Origin of the sequence: Stenotrophomonas thermophila (genome assembly GCF_001499715.1) — a bacterium.
GTDB classification, from domain to species: Bacteria; Pseudomonadota; Gammaproteobacteria; order Xanthomonadales; family Xanthomonadaceae; genus Stenotrophomonas; species Stenotrophomonas hibiscicola.
This window is the reverse complement of the sequence record NZ_CVIW01000003.1, coordinates 45506-62129: the sequence shown is the minus strand read 5'-3', so window position 1 is coordinate 62129 and position 16624 is coordinate 45506. Positions and strand designations below refer to the sequence as shown.

General features: G+C 66.0%; 14 protein-coding genes. 5 read left to right on the top strand and 9 right to left on the bottom strand.

Features of this window, described 5'->3' with window-relative positions:
• Positions 1-65: 65 nt before the first annotated feature.
• From BN1263_RS03150 to BN1263_RS03135, 4 genes are all read right to left on the bottom strand, one after another.
• Positions 66-1430, bottom strand: coding sequence for an NAD-dependent succinate-semialdehyde dehydrogenase (locus BN1263_RS03150; protein ID WP_058979523.1), 1365 nt, complete (start codon positions 1428-1430; stop codon positions 66-68).
• Between the two features lie 83 nt (positions 1431-1513).
• On the bottom strand, positions 1514-2356 hold the full coding sequence (locus BN1263_RS03145) for an ABC transporter permease subunit (RefSeq protein ID WP_058979521.1): 843 nt from the start codon (positions 2354-2356) through the stop codon (positions 1514-1516).
• Positions 2353-3285: an ABC transporter permease subunit gene (locus BN1263_RS03140; RefSeq protein ID WP_021203561.1), complete on the bottom strand. Its 933-nt coding sequence runs from the start codon at positions 3283-3285 to the stop codon at positions 2353-2355. Before BN1263_RS03140 ends, BN1263_RS03145 begins: the two co-directional genes overlap by 4 nt.
• A complete protein-coding gene (locus tag BN1263_RS03135) occupies positions 3282-4418 on the bottom strand; it encodes an ABC transporter ATP-binding protein (RefSeq protein ID WP_058979519.1) in 1137 nt (378 codons plus the stop codon). Before BN1263_RS03135 ends, BN1263_RS03140 begins: the two co-directional genes overlap by 4 nt.
• A gap of 348 nt (positions 4419-4766) precedes the next feature.
• Here BN1263_RS03135 and BN1263_RS03130 point away from each other — a divergent pair, with 348 nt between their 5' ends.
• Positions 4767-6092: a flavin-containing monooxygenase gene (locus tag BN1263_RS03130; RefSeq protein WP_260832898.1), complete on the top strand. Its 1326-nt coding sequence runs from the start codon at positions 4767-4769 to the stop codon at positions 6090-6092.
• Positions 6093-6130: 38 nt separating this feature from the next.
• On the opposite strand, the gene BN1263_RS03125 is transcribed toward BN1263_RS03130, so the two are convergent.
• From BN1263_RS03125 to BN1263_RS03115, 3 genes are all read right to left on the bottom strand, one after another.
• Positions 6131-7240, bottom strand: a complete 1110-nt coding sequence (locus BN1263_RS03125) for a polyamine ABC transporter substrate-binding protein (RefSeq protein ID WP_019659050.1) — start codon at positions 7238-7240, stop codon at positions 6131-6133.
• Between the two features lie 91 nt (positions 7241-7331).
• Complete coding sequence (locus BN1263_RS03120; protein ID WP_058979515.1) at positions 7332-8729, bottom strand: glutamine synthetase family protein; 1398 nt, start codon at positions 8727-8729, stop codon at positions 7332-7334.
• Positions 8726-9487, bottom strand: coding sequence for a gamma-glutamyl-gamma-aminobutyrate hydrolase family protein (locus BN1263_RS03115; RefSeq protein ID WP_058979512.1), 762 nt, complete (start codon positions 9485-9487; stop codon positions 8726-8728). Before BN1263_RS03115 ends, BN1263_RS03120 begins: the two co-directional genes overlap by 4 nt.
• Before the next feature lie 161 nt (positions 9488-9648).
• On the opposite strand from BN1263_RS03115, the gene BN1263_RS03110 reads away from it, so the two are divergent.
• Together BN1263_RS03110 and BN1263_RS03105 are read left to right on the top strand one after the other, a co-directional pair.
• The gene (locus BN1263_RS03110) at positions 9649-10926 is read left to right on the top strand and encodes an NAD(P)/FAD-dependent oxidoreductase (RefSeq protein WP_058979510.1); all 1278 of its coding nucleotides are present in this window, start codon (positions 9649-9651) and stop codon (positions 10924-10926) included.
• Positions 10927-11139: 213 nt separating this feature from the next.
• Complete coding sequence (locus BN1263_RS03105; protein ID WP_080112490.1) at positions 11140-12750, top strand: MASE1 domain-containing protein; 1611 nt, start codon at positions 11140-11142, stop codon at positions 12748-12750.
• Between the two features lie 111 nt (positions 12751-12861).
• Here the strand turns inward: BN1263_RS03105 and BN1263_RS03100 are convergent, their stop codons facing one another.
• Entirely contained in the window at positions 12862-13248 is a 387-nt protein-coding gene (locus BN1263_RS03100) for a hypothetical protein (protein WP_227199817.1), read from the bottom strand.
• Between the two features lie 201 nt (positions 13249-13449).
• Here BN1263_RS03100 and BN1263_RS03095 point away from each other — a divergent pair, with 201 nt between their 5' ends.
• Together BN1263_RS03095 and BN1263_RS03090 are read left to right on the top strand one after the other, a co-directional pair.
• Positions 13450-14793: a diguanylate cyclase gene (locus BN1263_RS03095; protein ID WP_058979506.1), complete on the top strand. Its 1344-nt coding sequence runs from the start codon at positions 13450-13452 to the stop codon at positions 14791-14793.
• Between the two features lie 86 nt (positions 14794-14879).
• A complete protein-coding gene (locus tag BN1263_RS03090; protein WP_021203550.1) occupies positions 14880-15341 on the top strand; it encodes a bacteriohemerythrin in 462 nt (153 codons plus the stop codon).
• Here BN1263_RS03090 and BN1263_RS03085 read toward each other — a convergent pair.
• Positions 15322-16623 carry an MFS transporter gene (locus tag BN1263_RS03085; RefSeq protein WP_058979504.1) on the bottom strand — a complete coding sequence of 434 codons (1302 nt, stop codon included), beginning with the start codon at positions 16621-16623 and terminating at the stop codon, positions 15322-15324. The two genes, BN1263_RS03090 and BN1263_RS03085, sit on opposite strands and share 20 nt — an antisense overlap.
• Position 16624 lies beyond the last annotated feature (1 nt).

Genomic DNA, 16624 nt, shown 5'->3' with positions numbered 1-16624 from the left:
GTAGTGCCGGCCGCTGGCCGGCAATCAGGGCAATGCAGGCCAGCGGCCGGCACTACCGTTCGGGATCAAGCCACGTAGACGGTCTTGATGTTCATGAACTCATGGATGCCATGGTCAGCCAGCTCCCGACCAAAGCCTGACTGCTTGCTGCCGCCGAACGGCAGCCGCGCGTCGCTCTTGACGATGGCGTTGACGAACGCCGCACCGCATTCCATGCGCTGCGCGAAGCGCTCGCCGCGTACCGGATCGCCGGTCCACACGCTGCCGCCCAGGCCGAAGCGGGTGTCGTTGGCCACGCGCAGTGCCTCGGCCTCATCCTTGACCCGGATCACCGCGGCCACCGGCCCGAACAGCTCCTCGTCATACGCCGGCATGCCCGGGCCGGCCTGGTCGAGCACCGTGGCCGGATAGCCGGCATGGGTGCCGGCTATCGGCTCACCACCGATCAGCACCCGCGCGCCCTTGGCCACGCTGGCCTGCACCTGCTTGTGCAGTTCGTCACGCAGGTCGGCGCGAGCCATCGGTGCCAGCGTGGTGCCCGGCTTATCGGGATCGCCGTACTGGCGCTCGCCCGCCGCCTGCACAAAGCGACGGGTGAACTCATCGGCCACCGCCTCGACCACGATGAAGCGCTTGGCCGCGATGCAGGTCTGGCCGCTGTTGTCGAAGCGCGACTTCACCGCTGCGGCCACGGTCTTGTCGAGGTCGGCATCGTCGAGCACCACGAAGGCATCGCTGCCACCCAGCTCCATCACCGACTTCTTCAGCTGGCTGCCGGCATTGGAGGCGATCGAGCGCCCTGCCCGCTCGCTGCCGGTCAGCGTCACCGCCTTCACCCGTGCGTCGCGCAGCACGTCGGCGGCCTGGTCGTTGTCGATGTGCAGCACGTCGAACACGCCATCAGGCAGGCCGCCGTCACGGCACACCGCCAGGATCAGGTCGGCGCACTGCGGCACGTTGCTGGCGTGCTTGAGCAGGGCGACGTTGCCAGCCATGAACGCCGGGGCGAGGAAACGGAACACCTGCCAGATCGGGAAATTCCACGGCATCACCGCGAACACGCAGCCGATCGGCTCGTAACGCACGTAGCTGCGCTGGGCTTCGGTGTCGATCAGCTGCGGCTTGAGATAGTCGGCGGCGTGGTCGGCGTAGTACTCGCAGGCGGCAGCGCACTTGTCGACCTCGGCCAGCGCCTCGGCCTTGAGCTTGCCCATCTCATGGGTCATCGCCTGCTGCAGATCGTCGCGGCGCGCGCGCAGCTGCGCGGCGATCTGGCGCAGGATCGCGCCGCGTTCCTGCAGTGAACGCTCGGCCCAGCCGGGGAAGGCATCGGCGGCGGCCTGCAGGCGCTGCTCGATGTCGGCAGCGCCCATCAGTTCATGGCGGTAGGTCACCTGGCCGTTGGCCGGGTCGATGATCTCGACGGTCATGGGGGATCTCCATCTGGAAGACCCCCATTGTGCGCCGCTGTCCGTGAGCCGGGTGTTGCCGGCGCTGTCGACGGACCGTGTGCTCAGCCGTTGTCCTGCCGCGCCAGCTGCAGGTCGCGCTGGCGCCGTTTCTCGGCGCGGGCATTGACGTACCAGCCGATCACCGCAGCGATCGACACTGCCGACACCAGCAGCGTGGCCAATGCGTTGATCTTCGGGCTGATGCCCATGCGCACCGAGGCGAACACCTTCATCGGCAGCGTGGTCGAGCCCGGCGTGGCCACGAAGCTGGCCACGACCACGTCATCCAGCGACAGGGTGAAGGCCAGCAGCCAACCCGCCACCAGCGCCGGCGCGATGATCGGCAGGGTGATGCGGGTGAACACGGTCAACCGGCTGGCGCCCAGGTCCATCGCCGCTTCTTCCAGCGACAGGTCCATTTCCTGCAGGCGCGAGGACACCACCACGGTGACGAAGCAGAGGGTGAAGGTCACGTGCGCGATCCAGATGGTGGCCAGGCCACGCGCCGGGAAGCCGGGAATCGCGCCCATCGATGCCAGCAGCGCCATCAGCGAGAAGCCCAGGATCACGTCCGGCATTACCAGCGGCGCGGTGACCAGCGCCCCGAACAGTGGCTTGCCGCGGAAGCGCTTGAAACGGGTCATCACCATCGCCGCCAGCGTGCCCAGCACGGTGGCGGTACAGGCGGTCCAGAACGCCACCACCAGGCTGGTCCACATCGCCTCCATCAGCGCGCGGTCGGCGAACAGGTCACTGTAGGCGCGGGTGGAAAACCCGGCCCAGACCATCGCCAGCCGCGAGCTGTTGAACGAATAGAACATCAACAGCAGGATCGGCAGGTACAGGAAGGCGAAGCCCAGCAGCAGCACGCCCAGCCCCAGGCCCTTGGCGGTGCGCGGACTCATGCCTGCTTCCCTTCCAGCAGGCGCTGCTGGGAACGGTTGAAAAGCAGGATCGGCACCAGCAGCAACAGGATCATCGCCACCGCCATCGCCGAGGCGCCTGGCCAATTGCGGTTGTTGAAGAACTCGTTCCACAGCTGGCGGCCGACCATCAGTGTCTCCGAACCACCAAGCATTTCCGGGATCACGAATTCACCCACCGCCGGGATCATCACCAGCATGCAGCCGGCGATGATGCCCGCCTTCGACAACGGCAACGTGATGCGCAGGAACGCCTGCCACGGCTTGGCACCGAGGTCGTAGGCCGCTTCCAGCAGGCGGTGGTCATGCTTGACCAGGTTGGCGTACAGCGGCAGCACCATGAACGGCAGATAGCAGTAGACGATGCCGATGTAGGCGGCGGTCGGGGTGTCGATCAGCTGCAGTTTCGGCAGGCCCATCGACGTCATCAGCGTCTGCAGGCCGGTGAACTGCAGGAACTGGTCGAGCAGGCCATTGCGGTCCAGGATCGCCTTCCACGCATACACGCGGATCAGGAACGAGGTCCACGAAGGCAGCACCACCAGCATCATCGCCACGTTGCGAGCGGCGGGCGACAGGCGCGCGATGGCATAGGCCATCGGATAGCCGATCAGCAGGGTGAAGAAGGTGGAGATCGCCGCGATCCTGATCGAGCTCAGGAACGCCTGGGCATAGATCGAATCGCGGAACAGCGCCAGGTAGTTTTCCAGGTTCAGCTTCAGCGAGAAACCGCCGTCGGCGTACTGCAGCAGCCAGGTATACGGCGGCGAGCCGACCCGGCTGAGCGAGAAGCTGATCATCAGCACGATCAGGAACGGCACTGCGAAGAACAGCAGCAGCCACAGGTACGGAATGCCGATCACCGTGGCACGCAGCCCCGGCAGCCAGCGCTTCAGGCCGGCGACGCTCATGAGGTCAGCACCACGCCGTCGTTGTCGCGCCAGTGCACCCACACGCTGTCGCCCCAGGTCAGGCCATCGCTGGCCCAGCGCTGCGAATTGGCGAAATTGGCCAGCACCTTGGCGCCGCTGGGCAGGCGCACGTGGTAGACCGAATGGCTACCGAAATAGGCGATGTCCTCGATCACGCCCTGCGCTTTGTTGGTGTGCCCTTCCGGCTCGTCCTTGCCGATCATCACCTTCTCCGGGCGCAGCGCGAACGCGACCGGCTGCCCTTCGTAACAGGTGATGCCATGGGCGATGTAGATCGGTGCCGGGAACAGCGGCGAGCGCACGGTGACATACTCGGGCAGGTCCTCGTCGATCACCCCGTCGAACAGGTTGACCGAACCGATGAACTCGGCGACGAAGCGGTTGGCCGGCTGCTCGTAGACCTCGTCCGGCTTGCCGACCTGCTGGATCCAGCCAGCATCCATCACCGCGATGCGGGTGGCCATGGTCATCGCTTCTTCCTGGTCGTGGGTGACCATCACGCAGGTCACGCCCGACGATTCGATGATGCTGACCAGTTCCAGCTGCATCTGCGAGCGCAGCTTCTTGTCCAGCGCGCCCATCGGCTCGTCCAGCAGCAGCAGCTTCGGCCCCTTTGCCAGCGACCGCGCCAGCGCCACGCGCTGCTGCTGGCCGCCGGAGAGCTGGTGCGGCTTGCGCTTGCCCAGGTGGCCCATCTGCACCAGGTCGAGCATCTCGCCGACGCGCTTGCCGATCGCGTCCTTGCCCAAACCATCCTGCTTCAGGCCGAACGCAATGTTCTGTTCGACCGTCATGTGCGGGAACAGCGCATAGGACTGGAACATCATGTTGACCGGCCGCTGGTACGGCGGCAGCGCGTCCAGGCGCTGGCCATCGACGGTGATGCTGCCCTTGGTGGGCGTCTCGAAGCCGCCCAGGCAGCGCAGCAGGGTCGATTTGCCGCTGCCGGAGCCACCGAGCAGGGCAAAGATCTCGCCCTTGCGCACGTCCAGGTTGACGTCGTCGACGGCGACGAAACCGTCGAATTCCTTGCGCAAATCACGAATGGAGAGATAGCCGGGCGCACCGGTCGTGTCGACGACGGCGGCTACCGGCTGGGCTTCAACGGGCATGGGGGCTCCGGGAGCGGGCGGTGGACAGCGGCCACCATTCTAACGGCCGGGGGCTGCAGGGGATATGACGGAGGCAGGCGGAAGCGGCCGTTGGCCGGCCTCGGGGGCTAGAGCAGTGTCGGTTTTCCCCCGCCATGGTGGCCTGTCCTCCGGAAGGCCCGGGCTCTCCTCGACGCCCGGACGGCTGTCCCGGCCAGGCACCACGGGCGGCGGCCCGATCTGCAACATTTTTCAGAGCGTGATCCATTGAAAGCCCGGGACATTCCCCGCGCAATGCCCCGGATCTAGGCCTTGCATGGACCGACCCTGGTGATTTCCCCGGACAGCCCCTCCCCTTTCCCGCCCCGCTTGCCGAGTTCCCTGCCTGCGAGGCTGCCGCTGGTCATCATCGGCGCCGGCCAGGCCGGGTTGTCGCTCAGCGCACTCCTGCAGGAGGCCGGCGTCGAGCATCGCGTGCTGGAGGCCGAAACCGTGGGCTCCAGCTGGCGGCGGCGCTGGGATTCGTTCCAGACCAACACCGCCAACGCGACCATGGCCCTTCATGGCCATGCCTATGCCGGGGATGACCCGGAAGGGTTCATGGGGGCCCCGGAAGTGATCCGACGGCTGCGCGACTATGCCGACGAGCGCGCATTGCCGATCAGCGAGGGGTGCGTGGTCCATCGGGTCGGGCCCGAGTCCGGGGGTTATGCCATCGACAGCAGCCGGGGGCTGATCCATGCCCAGGCGGTGGTGGTCGCCACCGGTGAATACCGCCGGGCGCGGTTGCCCCGGGCCCCCTTCGCGCCCGCACCAGGCCTCACCGTGTTGCACTCCAGCGACTACCGAAGTCCCGGCCAGCTACCCGAGGGCGCGGTGCTGGTCATCGGCGGCGGCCAGTCCGGCGCGCAGATCGCCCAGGACCTGCGCGACGGTGGTCGCAGCGTGTACTGGTCACTGGCCCAGCGGCATTCGCACACCCGCCGGCTGCGCGGCAAGGACTCGATGACCTGGTGGGACATGGCCGGGCGCATCCACCAGCACGTGAGCGAATCGGCGGGAGTACTGGCGGGTGGGCCGGACGCGCTGCGCAAGGCCCGCACTGCGGAGTTCCCGCTGATATCCGGCAAGGGAAGCGCCGGCCTGGGCAGTTCGATCAGCCTGTTGGCGATGCACCGCGCAGGCATCAGGTTGCTGGGCCGGTTGCAGGAATTCAGCGGAAACACCGCCCGCTTCGCCGATGTCCGCCCGCAGCTGCACACCGCGATCGAGGCGACGCGGGCCGAATATGCCTATCTCGATTCGCTGGCCAGCGCGTACTACGCCACGCGGCCCGAACCGCGCACCGACGATGCCCGCTACATTCCCGAAGAGGTCTACCTGCACTGGGAGCCGGAACCGTCTCCGTGCGAACTGGATCTGCAGGCCGCAGGCATCCGCTCGGTGGTGCTGGCCACCGGTTTCGTCGCCGAATGGCCCTGGCTCGACGTGCAGGGCGTGCTGGATGCACACGGCTATCCGCTTGGCGACTTCGGTGTTTCCCCGCAGCCGGGGCTGTTCTTCATCGGCATGCACAACCTGCAGCGGATGAGTTCGTCGTTCCTGTGCAACGGCGGCCGCGACGCACGCGACCTGCTGCCGGCCATCCTGCAGCACCTTGGCCGAAGCGGGAGTACCGGCTTCGGCGCAGGTTAAGGGAGCCGCCGGGCAAGGCCCGACGGCGCCAGACCGGCTCAGCGGCCGGTCTTTACCTCGGTCCACAGCCGGGTGTAGAGCTTGTCGGTCTCCGGCGTGTTGATCGAGTAGGTGAACATCTTCTCGGCAACATCCGCCGGCGGATAGATGGTCGGGTCGGTGCGGATCGCCTCGTCCACCAGCGGCGTCGCGGTCGGGATCGGGTTGGCGTAGTGGATGAAGTTGGTGTTGGCCGCAGCGACCTTCGGTTCCAGCAGGTAGTTGATGAACCTGTACGCCGCTTCCGGATGCTTGGCGTCCTTTGGGATCGCCAGCATGTCGAACCACTGCGGGGCGCCTTCCTTCGGGATCGAATAAGCCACGTGCACGCCATTGCTGGCTTCCTCGGCGCGGTCGCGGGCCTGGATGATGTCACCCGACCAGCCGACCACCAGGCAGGTGCCGCCATTGGCCAGCGAACCCACGTACTGCGAGGAGTGGAAATTCTGCACGTAAGGGCGGATCGACTTCAGCAGGTCGGCCGCCTTCTGCAGTTCGGCCGGGTCGCCGCTGTGCGGGTCCAGGCCCAGGTAATGCAGCGCGATCGGGATCATGTCGGCCGGCGTGTCCAGGATGGTCACGCCGCAGTCCTTCATCTTGCTGATGTTCTCCGGCTTGAACACCAGGTCCCAGCTGTTGGCGATGTCGGTGCTGCCACCGAAACGCTGCTTCAGCATGTCCACGTTGTAGCCGATGCCGGTGGTGCCGATCATGTACGGCACGCCGTACTGGTTGCCCGGATCCTGGGTGGCGATGCGCTTCATCACCGCCGGATCGAGGTTGGCCAGGTTCGGGATCTTGCTCTTGTCCAGCGGCAGGAACACGCCGGCCTGGATCTGGCGGCCGAAGAAGTTCAGCGTCGGCACCACCACGTCGTAGCCGCTGTTGCCGGCCAGCAGCTTGGTCTCGACCATCTCATCGCTGTCGAACACATCGTAGGTCACCTTGATCCCGCTCTCCTTCTCGAAGGTCGGAATGGTGTCCTCGGCGATGTAATCGCTGTAGTTGTAGACGTTCAGGACCTGGCTGTCCTGCGCGCCGCCGTTGCCACCGCCACAGGCGGCAAGCATGGCGGAGGCCAGGCCGAGCGTGAGGATACGCAGCTTCATCGGGTGCTCCAGAATGCGGGAAGGGGGGCCGGTGGTGCCGGCGACGGGTGCCAGCCTACCCCCCGGCGGCGGATTTTTCTATTCCGGATGCTCAGACGTTCAGCAGCAGGAACTCGCGCTCCCACGAGCTGATGACGCGGAAAAAGGTCTCGTATTCCTTGCGCTTGACCGAGATGTAGGCGCGGCAGAAACGCTCGCCCAGCAGGGCCTGGAGCTCGCTGCACTGCTCCAGCCCGTCCAGCGCCTCGCCCAGCGAGCGCGGCAGGTTGTAGCCCAGTTCCTTCGCGCTGCCGGTCACCGGCGCGTCCGGCGCCAGCCGCTCGCGGATGCCGAGCAGGCCGCAGGCCAGGGTCGCCGCCATTGCCAGGTACGGGTTGGCGTCGGAGCCGGCGAAACGGCTCTCCACGCGCATGTTTTCCGGCGTATCCAGCGGCACGCGCAGCCCGCAGGTACGGTTGTCGAAGCCCCAGTGCACATTGCTCGGCGAGACCTCGCCGAACACCAGGCGGCGGTAGGAGTTCACGTTCGGCGCGAAGAACGCCATCGCCTGCGGCGCGTACTTCTGCAGGCCACCCAGGTAATGGCCGAACACTGGGCTGAACGCGCCCTCGGCATCGGAATCACCGGCAAAAACGTTGCTGCCGTCACTCATCCGCACCAGGCTCTGGTGGATGTGCATGGCACTGCCCGGCTCGTTCTCCATCGGCTTGGCCAGGAAGGTGGCATACACGCCGTGGCGCATCGCCGCCTCGCGCATGGTGCGCTTGAACAGGAACACCTGGTCGGCCAGGTCCATCGCATCGGCATGGGTGAAGTTGACCTCCAGCTGCGCCGCACCGGATTCGTGGATCAGCGTGTCCACATCCAGCTTCATCGCATCGGCGTAGTCGTACATCAGGTCGAGGATCGGGTCGAATTCGTTGACCGCATCGATCGAGTACGACTGCCGCGCGGTTTCCGGGCGCCCGGAGCGGCCGGCCGGTGGCAACAGCGGGAAGTCCGGGTCGGTGTTCTTCTGCACCAGGAAGAACTCAAGCTCCGGCGCCACCACCGGGCGCAGGCCCAGCTCGGCGTAGGCCGCCAGCACGCGGCGCAGTACGTTGCGTGGCGCCAGCTCGTGCGGCTCACCGCTCTTGGTGTAGCAATCGTGGATGACCTGCGCGGTGGCGTCGGCCGCCCACGGCACCATGCGCACCGTGTCCGGATCGGGGCGCAGCATCATGTCCGAGTCGGACGGCGAGGTCAGCTCGTAGTAATCGTCAGGGAACTCGCCGGTGACGGTGGTGGCGAAGATGCCCTCAGGCAGGCGCGTGCCGTAGTCGTGCGAGAACTTGTCGGCGGGAATGATCTTGCCGCGCGCGTTGCCGGTGATGTCCGGCACCAGGCATTCCACCTCGGTGATGCGCCGCTCCTTCAGCCAGCGCAGCAGCGTGCTTTCCTGCGGTGCGGGGGGCGTGGCCGTCTTGCGCGGGCGCGTTCGGGAACTCATCGGGAATCCAGTCGGTTCTGTTGGTGCTGCCGGCAAGCCTGGCCGAACGCACGGAAAATAGCGTGATAGAACGGCGCCTGCATGACACGCCACTCCGGGTGCCACTGTACGCCGAGCACGAAACGATGGTGCAGGCTGCGTGCCGCTTCGACCAGCCCATCGTCGGCCACGGCCTCGACCTGCAGGCCCTGCGCGAGGCGGGCAATGCCCTGCCCGTGCACCGAATTGACCTGCGCCCGGTCGCTGCCGTGCCACTGCGCCAGCCAGCCATCGGCAACCAGGGTAACCGCGTGGGCCGGTCCGTACTGCACCTCCACCGGCGCCTGCGGGTCTTCGCGATGGTCAGCCAGGCCAGGCACCGCGTGTACCTGCGGATGCAGGCTGCCACCCAGCGCGACGTTCAGTTCCTGGAAGCCGCGGCAGATCGCCAGTACCGGAAGATCCTGCGCCAAAGCCTCACGCAGCAACGCGAACGCATTGGCATCACGGGCCGGGTCATGCAGATTGCCCGGCCAGCTGCGACCGCCCTCGTAGTGCTGCGGTTCGATGTTGCTGACCGCGCCGGTCAACAGCAGGCCATCAAGCCCCTGCAGCCAGTCGCCAACCGGCAAAGGAGGCTGCAGGCTCGGCAGTACCACCGGGGTCACTTCGGCGGCCTCGGCCAGCGCGTGCACGTACTTCTCGCCGGCCGCCGCGAAGCGGTGATGGCCGAGCACGGTACTGTCGGTGGGCAGGCCCACCCAGGGCAGGCGGCGCATGGAAAAACTCCTTGACGTGCCGACACGTTACCCGTCGCCCGGCGAAGGCGGCAAGTCGTCGCCGTCACACCATGGCTGTCACGCATCGGCGAAACTACGCGGGTGAATGCTGATCGTCCTCCCCCGCTCCCCCCTCCCGCACTGCGCCCGCGAGGCCTGCGGTGAGCGCCGCCTTCCCGCCCAGCTGGTACGCCGCCAGCCTGCCCGAACCGCCCGCACTGCCCTCGTTGCGGGGGGATGTGCAGGCCGATGTCGCGGTGCTGGGCGCCGGCTATACCGGCCTGACCGCAGCCCTGGAACTGGCTACGCGCGGCCAGCGCGTGGTGGTGCTGGACGCGCAGCGGATCGGCTGGGGCGCGTCCGGTCGCAACGGTGGCCAGGCGCTGGTCGGCTATGGCTGCGAGGTGGACGAACTGGAGCGTCAGCTCGGTCGTGATGATGCGCGCCACCTGTTCGACTGGTCACGCGACGCGGTGCAGGCGATGCGCGCACGCATCGATCGGCACGGCATTGACTGTCATTGGGTGGAAGGCCACGCCAGCGTCGCCATCCGCGAACGCCATGAGCGCGACCTGCAGGCCAACTGCGAGCATCTGCAACGCCACTACGACTACCCCATGCAGTGGTGGGACCGTGATGCCCTGCGCGCACAGCTGGACAGCCCACGCTACCGCGCCGCGATGTTCGATCCGCTCAGCGCGCATCTGCAGCCCCTGGCCTATGCCCGCGGACTGGCCGATGCGGCGCGTGCGGCCGGCGCGGTGATCCATGAGAACTCCGCAGTGACCCGCGTGCAGCGCGGACCGCAGCCCACCCTGCATACCACGCAGGGAAGCGTGCGCGCTGCGCATCTGGTGGTGGCCGGCAACGCCTGGTTGCAGGGCCTGCTGCCCGAGCTGGAACGGCGGATCATGCCGGTCGGCACCTATATCGGCGCCAGCGCACCACTGGGTGCCGAACGCGCCCGCGCCCTGATCGGCAACAACATGGCCGTGGCCGACACCGCCTGGGCACTGGATTACTTCCGTCTCAGCCACGACCATCGCCTGCTGTTTGGTGGCCGTGCCAGCTATTCAGCACTGCCCCCACCCGGCCTGCGCGGGGTGATGCAGCGGCGCATGCACCAGGTGTTCCCGCAGCTGGCCGACGTGCCACTGGAGCAGGTCTGGGGCGGTTATGTGGACATTACCCGCAACCGCGCCCCGCATTGGGGCCGGCTGGACGGCAATCTGTACTTCGCGCAGGGGTTCTCCGGCCATGGGGTGGCCGCCGCCGGGCTGGCCGGTGAGGTGATCGCCGCCGCCATTGCAGGCCAGCGTGAGCGCCTGGACGTGTTCCAGCGCCTGCGGCATGCCCCCTTCCCTGGCGGCCGGCTGCTGCGCACGCCGCTGCTTGTAGCAGCGATGTCGTGGTACAAGCTGCGGGATGCGTTGTGGTGAAACAGTGAGCTGACACGGAGAGATTCCGAAGAACTGGCAATTCCCGGACCTCCACAGCATGTGAAGAGCACTCATCCAGAAGGGCGTGACGGAATTCTCATTTGATCGGCAGATCGCATCGGCAATTGCATTATCTATTTCATGCCGATACCGTCCCTCAGAACCGGGTCCCGCGGCGAATGGATGCTGACAGGGAACGTACTAGAGGGAGATGTGCGATTGAACTGGTGGAATGAAGGCCTGCAGTTGAAGTTGCGTATCCGCCCGGCGGGGCTGGTCCTTGCGCTGTTGTACGCCATCGCATGCTGGGCGTCTCGCCAGTTGTCGCTCGACCAGTTCTACCTGCCCGCCGGCGTCCGCGTGGCTGCGGTGCTGTTGTTCCCGCCTCGATGGTGGCCGTACCTGCTGCTGGGCGAATACGCCTACTTTGCGCAGATGCGCGTGCCAATGATCGAGAAGTATGGACTGGCCTGGATAGTGCTTGGTTCGGCACTGCTGATGCCTGCAGTGATGCTGATCGTGCATCTGCACCGGAAAATGATGGTGACCACGAAGAATGCATGGCTGATTTCAGTCGCGGCGGCTTCGGCACTGGTGGTCACGGCGCTCAATCTGATGTTGGCACATCTCCTGTGGCCGACACCACCGGAGATGCCGGTGCTTGCGAGCATCGCGCGCCTGGTCGTTGGCGACTTCATCGGCATACTGACCCTTGCACCGCTTGCGTTGCTGTGGACACGCCGGACCGGCAACGCCCGTTGGACATCAGGTTTCGCCCCGCCTGCACTCGCTGCCCTGACGCTGATGGCCATAATTGGCCTGTATGCCGCACAGCTGCCCTTGGACGAAGCCAACGCCAAGACATCGATGCAGCTGCTGATGGCGCTGCCGGTCGTCGTTCTCACCTGTCTGTATGGCTGGCGAGGTGCGGCGATCGGAGTACCGTCGCTCAACCTGATCATTGGCCTGACCACCCCAAGCCCCTACACGGGTGCGTTCGATCCAGCTGCGTTCGCGACCCAGCAGATCATGGCGGTCACCGGCGCTGCACTGCTGGTGTTAGGGTCGCGCATCACCCACTACTACCACCGTTCGCGATTGGGCGAAGTGGGTGAAAGGGATGCGCTCAAGCACGCGCGCAATTCACTGGTGGCAAGCGAGCTTGATCTCCGTGAGCGCGCGCGACACCTGAGGAAGCTGGGGGACGGCATCGACACCTCGCTCAGCGAGGTGGTGAATTGGCTCAATGCGCATGGCCATCCCACGATAGCGAACAGTCTCCTGCATATGGCTTCGGTCCATTCGCGACAGTTCCGCGAACAAACCAGCATGGTCTATCCCGCAGCACTGGAACATCTTGGGCTCTACGTCGCCCTGCAGGCCGGCGGCGTACGCGAAACCTGGGACCTGAGCCATCGCGTGATGCGCCCTCGATTGCTCGGCGATCCCTGTCAGCTCAGTGTCGGCCTGCAGCTGGCCGCCTATCGCGCCCTCACCGATGCCGTTTCGCTGTTGATCAACAGGGAATCCGGTCAGATCAGCATCCGCGTGCGTTGCGGCAGGAGAGGAGGACGCCGCGGCATCCTGATGACGGTCGCACTGCTGGATTCATACCGCAGCCTGTCACCGTCAACCGTCACCGCCACGGTCGAGCGCTTGGCTGGCCGCACGATTGCCTATGGCGGAACAGTGCAGTGCCATCGGAATCGGATACGGATGGCGATGGTGGAGACGGGTGACTCCGCCGCCATCGGCATTGCATCGTTCAACGCTATGGATCACGTGACCACCTCCGGGCAGGGAAACTCGCAGACCCAGATCTGATTGCCGGTGTCCGCCAGAGGGCCGGCCCTACAATAATCGCCCTCTGCCGCGTTCATCGCGGCAAGCGCAGCGGCGCAGGATATCCCGACACCGCTGCGCACTTCTACGTCTTTACGGTGTTTCAACCGACCAGATGACCTCGCCGCCACTACGATAACGCACCAGCGAAAAATCGCTGCCGCTGTAGATCTGCGAGCGGCTGGCGCCTGCCGGTATCTGGATCTTCTGCTGGGGCAGCGAAACCTTGGTCGCATTGTTGCCTGCCGGCAGCACCCAGTAGGTCCCCCCTGCGTTGCCGATAATCAGCTGCACGTTTCCGAGGAGGTCGTTCACCTGCAAATAGGTAATGCCATCACGCTGGAATCCATACAGCTGCCAGCTGGGGTCCTGGCTGAGATTGACCGCAGCCGGACTGGCCTGCCCCAACCCAGCCGTAGCCAATGGCTTTCCATGAAAATCCGAGGGACCGCCCGCGATTGCCGGGGCAGCGGCAATCATCAGAAATCCAGTAGCCGCACCAAAACATGAAAATCGCACAGTGACCTCCAGGTCGAAGTTGAAATCGAGAACCTCCAGCTGATACTAACCGCTTCCCATCTGAGCAATGGGCCAAACGACGAGCACGGACGTTTTCGTCCTAAAGTTACACCCGAAACCGCCGCTATCCGTGCCGAGCCCTCCTTCGTGAGCCACCGCATCATGCCCGTCCTGCCGCAGGCCGCCGTCGATGGCGACCTGGCCGATCCCCTGCCACAGCGGATCCTGCTGGTCGAAAATTCCCGTGCGTTCACCGGCATGCTGCGCGAAGCCATCGAACAGCGTCTGGAACTGCCGGTGGTGATCGCTTCCACCCTCGCCGAGGCCGATCGCCTGCTCGGCGAAGGTGGCGGCTGGTTCCTGGTGCTGACCGGGCTGGTGCTGGCCGACGGCGACCGTGATGCGGTGGTCGAGTTCTTCCTGAAGCGCGACCTGCCAACGGTGGTGGTCAGCGGCGTGTACGACGAGGACCTGCGCAAGCGCGTGCTGCAGCAGCAGATCATCGATTACGTGCTGAAGAACACCCCCGGCAGCATCGATTACCTGGTGTGGCTGGGGCAGCGGCTGGAACGCAACCGCCGCATCGCCGCGCTGGTGGTGGACGATTCGCCGTCTGCGCGTGGCTACGCTGCGGCCCTGCTGCGCATGTACGGCCATGAGGTGCATGAAGCCGCCGACGGCAACGAGGGCCTGGCTGCCATCGAGGCGCATCCGGCAATCCGCCTGGCGGTGGTCGATCAGGAAATGCCCGGCATGCAGGGCGTGGAGTTCACCCGCCGCCTGCGTACCCTGCGCTCGCGCGACAAGGTGGCGGTGATCGGCATCTCCGGCAATACCGATGCCTCGCTGATCCCACGCTTCCTTAAGAACGGTGCGAACGACTTCCTGCGCAAGCCGTTCTCGCGCGAGGAGTTTTTCTGCCGCGTCTCGCAGAACGTGGACCAGCTGGAGCTGATCGGCACTCTGCAGGATCTGGCCACCCGCGACTTCCTCACCGGGCTGCCCAACCGACGCTTCTTCCTGGAACAGAGCCAGCGCCAGCTGCCACAGCTGCAGCTGCATGGCCAGTGCGTGGCGGTGGCGATGATCGACATCGACCACTTCAAGCACATCAACGACACCCACGGCCACGAGGCCGGCGATGATGCGCTGCGCTCGGTGGCCGGCGCGGTGGCCGCACATGCACGCAGCCAGGACCTGATCGCACGCTTCGGTGGCGAGGAGTTCTGCCTGCTGGTGCCGGACATGGAACAGGACGAGGCGCTGCTGTACTTCGAGGAACTGCGCCAGCGCATCGCTGCGCTGGAAGTGGACATCGGCAGCGCTACCCTGCGCATGACCGTGAGCATCGGCCTGTGCTGCCTGCGCCCGCAGCGCGATGCGCTGCACCGGCTGATCTCCGAGGCCGACCGCCAGCTGTACCTGGCCAAGGCCGGTGGCCGCAACCGGGTCAGCTGCACCACGGTGGCCAGCCCGCTGCGCCCCCGCGAGCCTGCTCTGCCCTGACCGGCCCGCCTTGATCCAGATCAACGCCGCACCCGCGCGGCAGTTCTACAGTCGGCCCCGACATACGCATGAAGGGGAGCCGGGGGATGGCACTACTGGTCTGGCAGGACGATCTGAACATCGGCATCGATGTGATCGACCAACAACACCGCCGCATCATCGAGATGCTCAACCACCTGCACGTGGCACAGGCCAGCATGCAGCGTGCGGCGGTGGGTGAAGTGATCGACGAGGTGGTGGACTACACCCTGTCGCACTTCGCCTTCGAAGAAGAGCTGATGGAGGAGGCGGGCTATCCGTTCTGTGCCGCGCACAAGCGCGTGCACGAGGTCTTCATCAAGCGCGTCTCGGAATACCGCATGCGCTTCCAGGCCGGCGAGGACATCAGCGATGAGCTGCGCACCATGCTCTCGCGCTGGCTGTTCAACCACATCCGCGGCGATGACCAGGCCTATGCCGAACAGGTCAAGGCGCACCTGAACCACTTTGCCCGCGAACACCAGGGTGGCGGCTGGCTGGGGCGCACGCTCAAGCGCTTCTTTGGTTGAGCCGCAGGGCGCGCCGGTGCAGTGCTACCAGCGCGCACAGGGTAGCTGCCGCAGTCAGGCACAGGTAGTAGCCGACCGCGACCAGGCCGAAGCGTTCCGCCAGCCAGGTGGCCAGGTACGGCGCCGGCGCCGCACCCAGAATGCCGGCCAGGTTGAATGACAGCGAGGCGCCTGTGTAGCGCACTTCCACCGGGTAGATTTCGGCCAGGAAGGTGCCACAGGGGCCGTAGGTCAGCCCCATCAGGAACAATCCCAGGCACAGGAACGCAGTGACCAGCCATGGGCTGTGCGGCTGGAACAGCGGTGCGAACAGCACGCCGAAGCCGACAATCAGCACGCTGGCGACGATCATGGTGCGGCGCGTCCCCCAGCGGTCGCCATAGCGCGCCGACAGCGGGATGCCCAGCGCGAAGAACAGCATGCCGGCCATCTGCATCAGCAGGAACTGCTCGCGGCTGTAACCCAGCACCGCCGTGCCATGGCCGAGGCTGAACACGGTCATCAGGTAGAACAGCACGAAGGTGGCGAACGCGCCCAGGGTGCCCAGCAGCATCGGCACCGGATGGTCACGCAGCACCGTCCACATCGGCAGCCGCACCGGCGCCTTGCGCTCCTGTGCCTTCTTGAAATCGGGTGTCTCGTGGATGTTCAGGCGCACCCACAGGCCAAGGCCGACCAGCAGCGCGCTGGCCACGAACGGAATGCGCCAGCCCCACTGCAGGAAGTCACCCTGGCTCAGGCAACGGCCCAACACCAGGAAGATGCCGGCCGACAACAGGAAGCCGAGTGGCGCGCCCAGCTGCGGGAACATGCCGTACCAGGCGCGCTTGCCCGGCGGAGCGTTCTCAGTGGCCAGCAGCACCGCCCCGCCCCACTCGCCACCCAGCCCCAGGCCCTGGCCGAAGCGGCACAGCGCCAGCAACGCGGGGGCCCACAGGCCAATCTGTGCATGGGTGGGCAACAGGCCGATCAGCACCGTGGACAGGCCCATGGTCAGCAGCGCGGCCACCAGCGTGGCCTTGCGGCCGATACGGTCACCGAAGTGGCCGAACACTGCCGAGCCCACCGGGCGCGCGATGAACGCGACCGCGAACGTTGCCAGTGACTGCAGCAGCGCCGCCTGCTCGCTGCTGTCCGGGAAGAACAGGTGCGGGAACACCAGCACGGCGGCCGTGGCGTAGATGTAGAAATCGAAGAATTCGATGGTGGTGCCGATCAGGCTGGCCAGCAGGACACGACGGGGGGAATTCACGGACGGCGCGGCAGCGGTGATCGTCGACATC